Source organism: Rhodococcus sp. 05-2254-5 (genome assembly GCF_002258575.1).
GTDB classification, from domain to species: Bacteria; Actinomycetota; Actinomycetes; order Mycobacteriales; family Mycobacteriaceae; genus Rhodococcoides; species Rhodococcoides fascians.
Map to the genome: position 1 here is coordinate 654,426 of NZ_NOZG01000029.1, position 12,451 is coordinate 666,876.

The following is a 12,451-nucleotide window of genomic DNA, read 5'->3' on the forward strand; positions in this document are numbered from 1 at the left end:
GATCTATTCCCGTCAGGAAGCGACCGCGACCTTCGATCGAGGCCGCCCGAACTTCATCGCCTTGTCGACGAGCTTGCCGTACCGCAGAACCGGCAGGTCGCGGAAGTAATTCATCCGCAGCTTCCACGGAGTTTCACTGCCCTGCCTCGGGAAGTTGTCCACGGCCCGCAGCACGTAGCCGGCGGCGAAATCGAGGAACGGCTCTTCGTCCACGGACGGGTCGCGTTCGAGCTCGACGGTGCTGTACCCGTTCTCGTCCATGTGGGCGAGCAGGCGCATGACGTAGTTCGAGACCATGTCGGCTTTGAGCGTCCACGACGCGTTGGTGTACCCGACGACAAAAGCGAAGTTGGGGATCCCGGTGAGCATCATGCCCTTGTACGCCATGGTGCTGGGCAGGTCGACATCGTTGCCGTCGACGCGGAAGGTCGCGCCGCCGAGTGCGGACAGGTTCAATCCCGTTGCAGTGACGACGATATCGGCGTCGAGGTGCTGGCCGGACTTCAGCTTCAGGCCGGTCTCGGTGAAGCTGTCGATATGATCGGTGACGATCGAGACCTCGTCCTTGCGGATCGAGCGGAACAGATCGTTGTCGGGCACCAGGCACAGACGCTGATCCCACGGGTTGTACGACGGGGTGAAGTGGGTGTCCAGGTCGTATCCCTTCGGCAGCCAGCCCTCCTGCATCTTCCGGATCCGCTTCTTCATGAATTCCGGGTACTTCTGGCTCAACGTGAAGATCAACATGGCCATCGACACGTTCTTGAGCCGAGTCACGCTGTACGCCAACTTCTTCGGCAAACGCTTCCGCAGTGTCTGCGCAATCGGATCCTTCGAGGGGAGCGAAAGGATGTAGCTCGGCGAGCGCTGCAGCAGCGTCACGTGCTCGGCCTCACGAGCGAGGTTGGGAGCCAACGTGATCGCCGTTGCACCGCTGCCGATGACGACGACCTTCTTGCCCGCGTAATCCAGATCCTCGGGCCAGTGCTGCGGGTGGATCACCTGCCCACCGAAGTTCTCCTGGCCGACGAACTCCGGGCTGAAACCCTTGTCGTAATTGTAGTAACCACTGCAGGAGAACACGAACGACGCGGTGATCGTGACGGTCTCGTTCGTGTCGCTGCGCTGCGCCGTGACCGTCCAGAACTGCTGCTCGGACGACCATTCGAGGGCGACGACCTTGTGGTGGTACCGAATGTGCTTGTCCACACCCGCTTCTCGTGCGGTTTCGACGATGTAGTTACGGATGTCGGAGCCGTCGGCGATGGACTTCTCTCCCGTCCACGGCTTGAAGCTGTACCCGAGGGTGTACATGTCGGAATCGGAGCGAATACCGGGATAGCGGAACAGATCCCAGGTGCCACCGATCGCCCCGCGGCTTTCGAGGATGGTGTACGTCTTCCCGGGCAGATCGTGCCCGAGGTGACGCGCGGCACCGATCCCGGACAGGCCGGCACCGATGATGAGGACATCGACCTCGGGGGTGGTCAGTACGGCAGTCATGAGCAACGATTCCTTCGGTGGGGGGTCAGCTGATTTTGTTGCGTGCGCTCTCGGACCTACCGAGACGCGCTACTTCTTCGTCCATCTTGGGCAGGATCGTCGGCACGTGCGCCAACATGCTGCGATCGCCGACGCGCGAGGTGATGACGGCCTTGAACCAGGACGCCGCACCCACCCACCGCGGTACGTAGACGCGGCGCTTGCGCTTGGCCAGGCCGTCGACGAACGCATCCACGCACTGCTCGACGGTCATCGTCTTCCCGAGGGGGCCGGGCAGTACCGCGAGCAAATCCTGGAATGCCGTGAGATCGGACTTCGCGTCCTGGACCATCGGGGTATCGATCCAGGCCATGTGGGCCGAGCCGACGTCGACTCCTCGGTAGTTCACTTCCAGCCGAAGCGCATTGGCGAAATGCTCGGCTGCGGCCTTGCTGGCGTTGTACGCGGCCAAGCCGGGGCACGGGGTGAACGCGGCCAGCGAGGAGACGACGAGGATGTAGCCGTTGCGTTCGATCAGAGACGGCAACGCAGCGCGGACGGTGTTGAACACGCCCATCACGTTGATGTCCATGACGCGCTGGAACGTGGCCGGGTCCACCTGCAGGATCGATCCGTAGCTGGCGATTCCCGCATTGGCGAGCACCAGATCGATGCCTCCGTAGGCCGCGATGCCGCCGTCGACGGCGCGCTGCATGTCGTCCAGATTTCGGACGTCGGCGACGAACGCCTCGGCCTTCAGCTGCGTCGCGACCTCCCGCAGCGGAGCCTCGTCGACGTCGACGAGTACCAACTTGGCTCCACGACCTGCCAACGCACGTGCGGTCTCGGCACCGATTCCTCGTGCCGCGCCTGTGATCAGAACGACCTTGTTCCGGAGCGTCGATGACGCCATGTCTCCCCCTCGATCGAGATGCATTCCTGCGAACACTTTGCATCTGATACCGAGCGGTGTCAAGATCTGTCTGTGACTACCCATCACAGTGAAGTCGGCCGCACCTATCGAGGTGCCGATCCGCAGCAGCGGCAGCAGGAGCGTCGAACCCGGCTGCTCGATGCCGCCGTCGAAGTGTTCGGCACCACCGGGTACCGGACGGCGACCGTGGAGAAGGTCTGCAGCGAAGCGGGGTTGACCAAGCGCTATTTCTACGAGTCATTCACCAACAGCGAAGAACTCCTGATGGCCACCTACGCCCGCGCCACCGACGCGATGCGCGAGAGCATCCTCGCCGCCGCGGCCTCGGAAACGGAGTCCAGCGAACAGGTGCTCCGTGGAGCCCTGACCGGCTTCTTCACGTTCGTCGCCGAGCAACCGAAGTCCGCTCGTATCGCCTTCGTCGAAATCCTCGGCGTATCCCCCACTGTCGACGCGTTGTACCGCAAGACCACCACGTCGTTCTCGGCGACGGTGCTACAGGTAGCCGACACCGTCGGGTCCAGCCGAGGCCTGGCCGGGCCGAACCGTAAAACACTGGCCATGGGGCTGGTGGGCGCGGTTCTCACCATCGCTCAGCAATGGTTGCTGTCCCCCGAACGCGAACCTCTCGACTCCGTGATCGCCAGCGCGCACACCATTCTGGCCGCCGTCGTATTCGGACGCGTCGACGGCTGAGCAATTGTCATGCTCTGCTCTGCAGCGGCTCCACCGGTTCGTCCGAGGTGACGCGTTCACCTGATTTGACGACGACGACACCGAGCAGAATCAGTGCGCCACCGGCCAATTGGATCGGTCCCGGAGCCTGGCCGAGTAGCAGCCACGCGAACACAAGCGCTGCAACAACTTCCATCAGACCTATGAACGACGCCAGCCGCGAGCCGAGGCGTCGGCCGGCTGCAATTCCGAGCACGTACGCCAACGCGGCGGTCACCACACCGAGACCGATGATCGGAACCCACCACGGCACAACGGCATCGACGAACGTGACGTCGGTCAGCGGAGCCGCGAACGGGACGATACCGACCAGCCCGGCGGCGAGCAGAATGAGTCCACCTGCCAGCAGACCGCCCCCGGCGAGCACGATCGGCGGCAAACCGTTGCTCTCGTCGGCGGAGAGCACCCAATAGACGGCGGCTCCCGCCATCGCACCGAGCGCCCACAGCACGCCGACGCGGTCGACGTCCGCGCCGGAGATCAGGTCGAGCACGAGCACCAATCCCATTGCGGCCAACAGCGCACCGACCAGCGTCAGCCGACCCGGACGCTGCTGGTGCCGAAACCACATCCAGCCGATGACGGCTACGGGCGAGGTGAATTCGATGAGCAGTGCGACACCCACGTCCATTCGGCCGACGGCGTTGAAGAACGCGAGCTGACAACCGGCCACCGCGAAGGCACCGTAGGCCACGAGTAGTTTCCAATTCTTGGCCAACAGGCCCCAGCGTCCACGCAGCGCGAGAATCGACGGAATGAGCAACACCGCTGCCGCGAGCAGGATGCGCGCCGTCACCGCGGCACCGGCGGTCCAGCCGGCATCGAGCAGGCCTTTGGCCAACGAGCCGGAGAGCCCGAACGATGCCGCGGACAGGAGCGCGAACATGAGCCCCGAGAGTCGACGCGACCGTGCCGCAGCGTCGTGTACAGCTGCGCGATCCACCTGCGCGTCATGAGTGTAAGCCGTCATGACATGTGACAGTAGGGAGTGGATTGGTAAGGTGTCAACATGCTTTTTGCTCATGACGCAGAACTGTCGCTTCTGTCCGCCGTGGCATTGGTCAATTCCGCCGAAGACCCGGACACGCTGACCACCCGCGAGGAGCTGGCCGACTTCTTCAGCGACCAGGGCTACTCCGGACGGTTCGACGGCGACGACGCCGAGCTCGAAGCGGTGCGGGCACTGCGCCCGACCCTGCGATCACTGCTGACCAGCAGTCGAGACGACGCCGTGATCGAGGTGAACCGCTTGCTTGCCGAATCCTCGGCCCTGCCCCGATTGGTCCGGCACGACACTCTCGACTGGCACATCCATGCCGTCGCCGACGACAGTCCGCTCTCAACCCGCATCGTCGTCGATACCGCGATGGCCATGATCGACGTCATCCGAGCCGACGAGCTCTCTCGTTTCGACGTCTGCGCCGATCCGGACTGCAACGGGCTGGTTCTCGACCTGTCCCGAAACCGCTCTCGCCGCTTCTGCAGCACCACCTGCGGCAACCGCGCGGCAGTTGCCGCGTACCGCGCACGCAAGGCCCAGTAGCACCGCGGGGCTTAGACGACCGGGTTTCGGGTATTCGGCGACGGAACTTAGCGAGAGGAACATCCCCATGGTCGAGAAAAGGCCTTCGAAAACGAGCTGGGCACGTGCAGTCGAGAACATGCTGGCCGTCATCTTGATCTTCGCCGGAATCGCATCCGCGGGCGGTCTGATCGCGGCTCTGGCGGGCGGCTTCGAGGGATGGGCGATCGTCGCCGGCATCACCGTGGTCGTACTGTTCGCAGCCGCGTTCTTCGCCGTTCGCGACGGTGCCCGACGACGCGCGCGGGAAGTCGACACCGTCGTCTACTCCCCCGACAACACCGATCAACTGTTCGACGTGGACCCGAACACCGGTGAGCGCACTCCGCACCGGGAATAGCACTGCCGCACGGTAGTGCTGCTCGGCGTCAACTCGGAACCGATTCGAGACGAACCATCGAATCGGTTCCGAGGAAGAACACACCCGACCGCGTCTGGGCGATGGTGCCGCTGTCGGTGAACCCATCGGATCCAGCCGGGATGGTCCAATGCCACCGCACATCACCGGAATCCGTGGTTGCGACGTACGCCGGACCGTCGATCGAATAACGAGTGTTGCCGATGACCTTGTCCGTATCGAACGGATCCGGCAACTCCCACACAGTAGCGCCGGTGGAGTCGACGATGGTGTCGTCCGAGGTCATGTTGAGACCCTCGACGGGTGCTCCGGTGGTCGGATCGAAAAATGTCGCCTCTCCGCCCATCGTCACGACGCCTCGCCCGTCGGCCGTGTGAATCACCGTGCCACTCAGGCCCTCCCACCCCATGGATGTGGTGATCGGTAGCGTCCACATTCGGTCGAGTGCATTCACCGACCCGCCGTGCAACACGGATTCGCCATCCTCAGGGCTGCCTTCCAACAACAGCACCGATGTCCCGTCGCTCTCGATCGCGTAGACGTACCAGTTCTCGGGGACCGGTATTCGCTTCACCACCCCGTCGTTCGTACCGATAGTGACGAGGGACTGCACATCGGAATACGAGTCCAGACAGACGATGTCGCCCTGAACGGGGACACTCGCGCATACGTCGACTGTGCCAGGCGACGCCTTCCATCGCACACTGCCGTCGTCGGCATCGAGGGCCACGAACTCGACTGCATCGAGCGAAGACGACCGTGGATTCGGAAGACCCATTGCGGTGACGAGAACATCGCCGGCGTCGATCACACCCGTGACCCCGAGATCGAACGTCAAACTTGCGTTCGGCGAACGGAATGCAGCGAATTGCCTGCCGTAGACGGTCTCTGCGTCGATCCGCCAGCTGGGCTCGAGCGCCGGCCCAGCCGGTGCCTCAATTGTCTCCGTCTCCTCCGAGAACGTCGGCATCTCGTCGAACGCCGACGTCGTTGCATCGTCCATCGACGGCTTCACGGACACGTCCACATTCACCAGCACGACCGCAGCCGCGGCGACGGATACCACTGCCACCATCACCGCGGCTGCAGCGAGAACAGTGCGTGTCGTCGAATCTTTCACGGCCACTCCGTGATCGGAGCTTGGGCCACTGCATCCAGTAGCTCGAGTGGCAGCGGTTCCGGCCGTGTCGAACGGCCAACGCCAGGAACGAAATCCGCCGTCGACCGAACCGACACCTGCACGCCGGACGGTCGCGTCAGCGTGACCGACCTCGCCAACCGCATGGTTCCGTCCTCCGCGGTCATGCTGCTCGACAGATCGACGTCGTACGATTCGAGCACCGAACCGTCGGGCAATGTTCGCAGCTCCACAACCGGTTCGTACGCATTCTCCGGATCGTAGGGGTCCCTCGCCACCGGGATTGCCGCGCCGGAGGATAAGGAAATCGACAGCGCTACATCGGAGTTCACTACGTCGATGTCCGTACAGGCACCCCTGCCCGTGCGATCGGGTACCAGTGACCCGATCGGCCGGTTCAGGACGGGCGCGTCGGATAGCGCCTGCCACGTTGTCGTCAACGCCTCGTTCGCGGCGTCCAAGGACTCCTCGTCGATGTCCACCGCTGCCGCCTCCCCTGCGAGCGAGACCGAGCAATCCTGGCGCGGCGCAGCGCTTCCCGCCGGTGCAGGCGAACCGACTCGGAGGCCCGGCAGCGCCGCGATTCGGGTCAACTCGGATGTGTCCAAGGGAAATTCGGGACCGACGGTAGTACTGAGATTCGCGGTGACCAGAGTTCCGTCCGGGTGATACGCCGTCGCTCTGCGACTGTTCGTGCGGTCACCACCGATCTCGTACCAACTGTCGTCGGTATCGACCACCGTCCCGTCGCGTTCGGTACTGCGGGCATCGAGAACGCCTGCGACACAGGCGGGTACACCCGTCGACGACGGTCGAACGTCGACGCTGGCAAACGCCGAAATCCCGGCGCGAACCAGATCGCCACGGGCGCTGGTGCTGGGCTCGAGGCCCTCCGGCACGTTACCGCCGAAGTCATCCACCGGTTGGAAGGTCAGCGACTGTGATGGGGCGGCCAACTTCACGGTGACATCCGCTGGAAGTGCGCCCACGAGAGCGTCGGTCATCGCTCCTGCCTTGCTCGCGGTCAACCACGGGTAGGCAGGATTGTCGTAGGACGGAGCCTGACTTCCGATGACCGAGATGAGGCGTCCATCCTCACTGGGCGGGGGCGGCTCGACCTCGGAGCACCCCGGAATGTCGGCCGGATACTCGACAGGCTCGGAGACGATGGAGTAGTCACCGTCGCGCGCGGCCTCTCCGGATGACACAGCATTTCCGGGCGGCAGTTCACTTTCCGGCGAATGCAGCAGTCCGGCCGCAACGACACCGAGTGCGACCACCGTGACGATGACGGATACGTCGATGACGGCGTTGTGTCTTCTACCTTCGCGCACGAGACGACACTACATACCCAACGGACGGTTTTGGTCCGATGCGGCCATTCAGGCCGAGTCCGCCAGCAGCGCCGCCACCATACTCGAGCTGTTCACACCTCGGCTGATCCATGTTGCCTGCACAGCGTGGTACAGGTCGGGTTTGCCACTCCACACCGTGGCTGCGGGCCTGTTGTCCGCGTCGAGTTCGTGATGCCAGGAGCCGTCGACGAGGTCGATGAAGGAGTCGGCGGCGACATCCCACCATGCGCGATAGTCGTTGTCGTAGCGGTCTTCTCCGGTCCGACGGCCCAGTGTCGCGGCGGCCGCGATCGCCTCGCACAACACCCAGTGCAGACGCTCTGTCACTACCGGTCGCCCAGTCCAGTCGGTGGTGTAGACGAAGCCAGGCGACGGGCCGGGTTGCCATCCGTCCTGCGCCGCGCGGTGATACAGGGACGCGGCGGCGGCAACGTAATCGTGGCCACCAGGGCTATCGGCCACGAGATTCGCCTGCACGAGCAGCCGAGCCCACTCGAAACCGTGCCCCACCGTTGCTCCGTACGGCTTGAACTGGTTTGCTGTGTCGCCGCTGTTGTACTCGAGCATCGGCTGCCATTCCGCAGTGAAATGCTCGGGAATGCGATTCTCGTTCGCCTGTGACCAGCCGATCACGTTGTCGCAGATGCGTACTGCCCTGCTCCGCCAGACCTCGGGCGCACCCGCGTCGGCCGCCGCCAGCAGCGCCTCGACCATGTGCATGTTGGCGTTGATACCGCGATAACCGTCGAGCGCAGTCCAGCTCGCATTCCAGGTGTCTGCGCACATGCCGTAGTTCTCGTCCCAGAATCGCCGATCCACGACCTCGAGGGCTTCGTCGAGAAGCCCTCGTCCACTGGGGTGTCCCGCCGCTGCGGCTGCGGCTGCCGCCAACACCACGAAAGCATGCGTGTAGGCCGTCTTCGTCGCATCGGGAGACGAGACGTCGGCGCTGGACTCGAACCACCCGCCGTTCGTGCTGTCCCGCAACGTCGTCAGTAGACCGTCGAACACTCGATCGGCTTTCCTACGAGACCCCGGATACCCCTGCATCGAGGCCAGGAAATGCACGTGCACCATCCGAGCAGTGATGTAGGTCAGGGCCGGATGGCTCAGGTCCGGATGTCCGCGGTCGTTCAACCACGCCGCTCCCCCGGCAGGATGCTCGAGCGAGCTACCGAACCGGAGGAGCCGAGCCGATTCTGTGTCGAGCCACAGCTGGTGCGCAGGCAAGGTCCACCACTGACGACGATCACCGGATGTCATGAGCCCATTCTGCGCGATCGGGCCGGACGACAGGTCTGCTTACCGAACCACCCTGTACCGCAGATACATCCAGCCCGACGTGGGGAAGTGCCTCTGCTCTTCCAGCACCAGGTTCAGTCGGTGCCCCACGGGGAAGTACGGCTTTCCACCACCCAGGATCGTCGGGACGACAATGAGCTCGAACTGGTCGATCGAGTCGAACAACGATGCGGCCAACGACGCGCCGGCGACGGCCAACGTGCCCTCGGTCTCCCGTTTCATTCGCTCCACTTCCGCGACGGCGTCGGCACTACGGACCAGCCGGCAACCGTCGGGCACGGAAGTGAGGGTGTCCGAGAAGACCACCCGGGGAGTTGCCTTGTACAGCTCGGCGAATTCGGCTTCGACGGGGTCGCCGGCCGCCCGTTCCGGGTCGGTCCAGTAGTCCTCCATGGCCTCGTACAGCCGCCGTCCGAACAGAAAGACGCTCGTCTCCACGGTCTGGCGATTCGAGAACCGATGCGATTCCGCGTCGGGCATCGAGTAGTCGAGGCTGCCGTCGGGATCCTCGATGTAGCCGTCGAGGGAAACATGCAGGTTGTAGGTCAGAATCGCCATGTCACTCCAGAGGTTGGGTGGGTTTGCCGGTATCGACCTCTGCACCGCCGAGAAGTCACCGGCCTATCCGCGGATTCAGTCCAGAATCGCGGTTGCTTCCACCTCTACCCGCACGTCCGGTTCGAAGAGGTAATCCACTCCGATCAACGACGCCGGCGGCATGGGAGTCGGCAGTCCGATCTCGTCGGCGACGCGCGTGACGCCGTCCATGAACTCACCGATCAGCTCTGGAGCCCAGTGCGTGACGTAGAACGTCAGCCGCAGTACGTCCTCGAATGTTGCTCCTGCACCGGTCAATCCGATCCCGGTATTGCGCAGCGCCTGCGCAACCTGACCGGCGAGGTCGTCGGTATCGATGGCCGACCCGTCCTCGTTCTGGGCGATCTGACCGCTGACGTGGATGTGTCGAGAACCCTGACCCACCGCCACGTGGTGATACGGGGTGGGTTGCATCATTCCGGGCGGGGTGAATCGAGTGACGCTCATGGTTGGTCCTTCGTCGTAGAAATTCAGGTATAACGTTGATACCTGGTACACAAAGGACACTTCAAGGGAACCTGGTTTCATGACCGATACCGCCGACGGCACCGCAGAACTCACGATCACTGCCCCGCACCGCGAATTGTTAGATCAGGTGCTGGACAAATGGTCACTGCAAGTACTCAACGAATTGTGCGAGCGCCCCTGCCGATTCAACGATCTCCGCCGCGGGATTCCCGAGGTGACTCAGAAGTCCCTCACCGCAACGCTGCGCAAGCTCGAACGCAACGGAATCATCGAACGCACGGTGCTGAGCACCCGCCCGGTGGCGGTGGAATATCGAATCACTCCCCTGGGCAAAACGCTCCGAACTCCCGTCGACGTCCTGCTGGCGTGGGCAACCACGCACATGGACGACATCGACCGAGCGCGAGACCGATTCGATGCCCTGTGACGGTTCACGTCCAGTACAGCAGCTGCGCGTCGGGCAGAACGTCGCGAAGTTCGTCGACGAACCAGCTGCGCATCTCGGCCATCGTGTCCTTCGGATAGACGTATTTCACGCCACCGAACTTGTTTCTCTTCGCTGTGCGCGCGCCCTCGTCCATCTCCAGTTTCGTTCCCGGATACCAGCTCAACAACACATCCTTGCTCGACGGCGTGAAGCGGTGAGTGATGATTTCGGCGGTCAGATCGAGATCGGGCACATCGCGCAACGCGTCGGCGACATTCGCGAGCAATCGACCGTACTGCTCGCGCCACTGCGGGATCGGCATGATCGGCGCGATCGTCAACCCCACTCGGTAACCGGCCAGTGCCAACTGCCGCAGAGCTTCTATCCGAGCCGGCATACGTGCCGTGCCGCCCTCGAAGCGGTGAGCGATGTCATCGGCGTTGACCGACAGCCGAACTCGCGTTCGGCGGCCGTGGTCGAGCGTCACCAACTCGCGGACGTCGTCGAACTTGGTGGTGAAACGCAGCGACACGTCGTCGCCGTACACGCCCGCGCCCACTCTGCGAACGGCCTCGGCAAGAGAGCCCGTCACGTGTTCGATCCCCAAAGGATCGGTGTAGCAGGATAACTCGAATGTGGTGCCTTCGTGCCCGCGCTCATCGGTACCGGAGGTGATGGAACCGCGGCCTGCGTGAGCGCCGATACCGGCCAACACGTCGTCGAGGTTGGCGAAGACCCTGGTGATCGGCGGACCGGACAACGAGCCGGCGAGATAGCAATACTGGCAATGCGCCGGGCACCCCTTGGCCAGGTCGATCCGCCAGTCCGCGCTCGGCGGAATCGGTTGCGGTTTCAGCACACTCGGCGGAGCGACCACCACGGCCATCGTCGACTTGGCTCGTGCGTAGGTCTCGCGCTCGGACTCACCACGCAGTCCGGTGAGGCGGTCACCGGACAGAATGTCGATGTCGGCGACGCCTGCTGCTTCGCACCGACGGAGAATTTCCGCGGTGTGGGGTAACTCGGACGCAGACTTGGTGACCAGGACACGCGAGGGTGTCCAGAGTCGAGTGGGGGCAACCAGAAGATCATCCATTACTCGTGTTCAACGCGTCGCAGCGTGCAATGCTTCCCGGTTACCGCAGCTCAGGCGAGAAATTCGTCGAGCACGCCCAGCAGGGCACGTACCGCCGCGCTCGGAGCGCGAGTCGACGAGGTCGCAACCGCGAGCGGCCACGTCAGATCCACTTTCGACACCGTGGTGACGACCACACCTCTCCGGTCGGTCAGGACGAACCGGGGTAGCAGCGATATCCCGAGGCCGTTGCGGACGTACGCAACGCCGGTGGAGATATCGGTGATTTCGATGCTCACGCGTCGTTGCAATCCCGCGTCGGCGAACGCGCGGTCGGCCACCGCGCGATTTCCGAAGCCGATCGGCGAGTCGATGAAGTCGTACGGTGCAATGTCGTCCAGCGTCAAGGACTCTCGTTCGGCCAGGGGGTGGTCCGACGGGAGCACCAGATCCAATACCGACGACGCGAGTTCGCGCACGTCGATCCCGGCGGGCCGTCGGCCGGAGTCGGAGACGAACGCGAGGTCCAGTCGGCCGTCTGCCACCGATTCGAGTAGCCCCTGAGTGCCCGACGGCGCTGCGCCGGTGATGAGCTGGACGTGCGGAAACCGGCGGTGGTACTCGCCCAGCAGACCGGGAAGGTCGATCAGCTTGATCGAGGTCAACGTGCCGATTCTGACGGTGCCGCGCAGGCCGCCTCGAACGTCGTCGACCGCATCACGGGCATCGCGAGCGGCATCGAGGACCACCCGAGCACGGGGAAGCAGAGCCCGGCCTGCCTCGGTCAGCAGCACACGCTTGGAGTTGCGATCGAGCAGCGATGCACCCAGTTCTCGTTCGAGGGACTTGATCGCCGCCGAAACCGCAGATTGAACGATATGCAGACGGGCAGCGGCACGGGTGAAGTTCTGTTCTTCACTGACCGCGACGAAGTATTCGAGATGTCGCAACTCCATCCGGCAATGATCGCATATCGAGATAGTTGCAAGCTCTTTCAT

The 12,451-nt window shown here is 63.6% G+C and carries 14 protein-coding genes; 4 read left to right on the top strand and 10 right to left on the bottom strand.

Going from position 1 to position 12,451, the window contains the following annotated elements; all coding sequences use genetic code 11:
* Positions 1–12 precede the first annotated feature (12 nt).
* Positions 13–1,503 carry a flavin-containing monooxygenase gene (locus tag CH278_RS22655; protein ID WP_094622860.1) on the bottom strand — a complete coding sequence of 497 codons (1,491 nt, stop codon included), beginning with the start codon at positions 1,501–1,503 and terminating at the stop codon, positions 13–15.
* Between the two features lie 25 nt (positions 1,504–1,528).
* Positions 1,529–2,395 carry an SDR family oxidoreductase gene (locus tag CH278_RS22660; RefSeq protein ID WP_032364730.1) on the bottom strand — a complete coding sequence of 289 codons (867 nt, stop codon included), beginning with the start codon at positions 2,393–2,395 and terminating at the stop codon, positions 1,529–1,531.
* A gap of 72 nt (positions 2,396–2,467) precedes the next feature.
* Here CH278_RS22660 and CH278_RS22665 point away from each other — a divergent pair, with 72 nt between their 5' ends.
* Positions 2,468–3,112, top strand: a complete 645-nt coding sequence (locus CH278_RS22665) for a TetR/AcrR family transcriptional regulator (RefSeq protein ID WP_032364517.1) — start codon at positions 2,468–2,470, stop codon at positions 3,110–3,112.
* A gap of 7 nt (positions 3,113–3,119) precedes the next feature.
* Here the strand turns inward: CH278_RS22665 and CH278_RS22670 are convergent, their stop codons facing one another.
* Entirely contained in the window at positions 3,120–4,121 is a 1,002-nt protein-coding gene (locus CH278_RS22670; protein WP_094622861.1) for an EamA family transporter, read from the bottom strand.
* Positions 4,122–4,160: 39 nt separating this feature from the next.
* Between CH278_RS22670 and CH278_RS22675 the strand changes: the two genes are divergently transcribed.
* Both CH278_RS22675 and CH278_RS22680 read left to right on the top strand, forming a co-directional pair.
* A complete protein-coding gene (locus tag CH278_RS22675; protein ID WP_094622862.1) occupies positions 4,161–4,694 on the top strand; it encodes a CGNR zinc finger domain-containing protein in 534 nt (177 codons plus the stop codon).
* 118 nt (positions 4,695–4,812) lie between these two features.
* On the top strand, positions 4,813–5,073 hold the full coding sequence (locus CH278_RS22680) for a hypothetical protein (protein ID WP_052053276.1): 261 nt from the start codon (positions 4,813–4,815) through the stop codon (positions 5,071–5,073).
* A gap of 28 nt (positions 5,074–5,101) precedes the next feature.
* Here the strand turns inward: CH278_RS22680 and CH278_RS22685 are convergent, their stop codons facing one another.
* The 5 genes from CH278_RS22685 to CH278_RS22705 all read right to left on the bottom strand — a co-directional run bounded on the left by CH278_RS22685 (position 5,102) and on the right by CH278_RS22705 (position 9,930).
* Complete coding sequence (locus tag CH278_RS22685) at positions 5,102–6,211, bottom strand: hypothetical protein (protein WP_094622956.1); 1,110 nt, start codon at positions 6,209–6,211, stop codon at positions 5,102–5,104.
* The gene (locus tag CH278_RS22690; protein WP_094622863.1) at positions 6,208–7,563 is read right to left on the bottom strand and encodes a hypothetical protein; all 1,356 of its coding nucleotides are present in this window, start codon (positions 7,561–7,563) and stop codon (positions 6,208–6,210) included. Before CH278_RS22690 ends, CH278_RS22685 begins: the two co-directional genes overlap by 4 nt.
* A gap of 48 nt (positions 7,564–7,611) precedes the next feature.
* Positions 7,612–8,847, bottom strand: a complete 1,236-nt coding sequence (locus CH278_RS22695; protein ID WP_094622864.1) for an AGE family epimerase/isomerase — start codon at positions 8,845–8,847, stop codon at positions 7,612–7,614.
* Positions 8,848–8,886: 39 nt separating this feature from the next.
* The gene (locus CH278_RS22700; protein WP_094622865.1) at positions 8,887–9,444 is read right to left on the bottom strand and encodes a dihydrofolate reductase family protein; all 558 of its coding nucleotides are present in this window, start codon (positions 9,442–9,444) and stop codon (positions 8,887–8,889) included.
* 75 nt (positions 9,445–9,519) lie between these two features.
* Positions 9,520–9,930, bottom strand: a complete 411-nt coding sequence (locus tag CH278_RS22705) for a RidA family protein (RefSeq protein WP_032364523.1) — start codon at positions 9,928–9,930, stop codon at positions 9,520–9,522.
* 79 nt (positions 9,931–10,009) lie between these two features.
* Here CH278_RS22705 and CH278_RS22710 point away from each other — a divergent pair, with 79 nt between their 5' ends.
* Entirely contained in the window at positions 10,010–10,378 is a 369-nt protein-coding gene (locus CH278_RS22710; protein ID WP_032364524.1) for a winged helix-turn-helix transcriptional regulator, read from the top strand.
* A gap of 4 nt (positions 10,379–10,382) precedes the next feature.
* Here the strand turns inward: CH278_RS22710 and CH278_RS22715 are convergent, their stop codons facing one another.
* On the bottom strand, positions 10,383–11,474 hold the full coding sequence (locus tag CH278_RS22715; protein WP_094622866.1) for a spore photoproduct lyase family protein: 1,092 nt from the start codon (positions 11,472–11,474) through the stop codon (positions 10,383–10,385).
* A gap of 50 nt (positions 11,475–11,524) precedes the next feature.
* On the bottom strand, positions 11,525–12,409 hold the full coding sequence (locus CH278_RS22720) for a LysR family transcriptional regulator (protein WP_094622867.1): 885 nt from the start codon (positions 12,407–12,409) through the stop codon (positions 11,525–11,527).
* Positions 12,410–12,451: the final 42 nt, after the last annotated feature.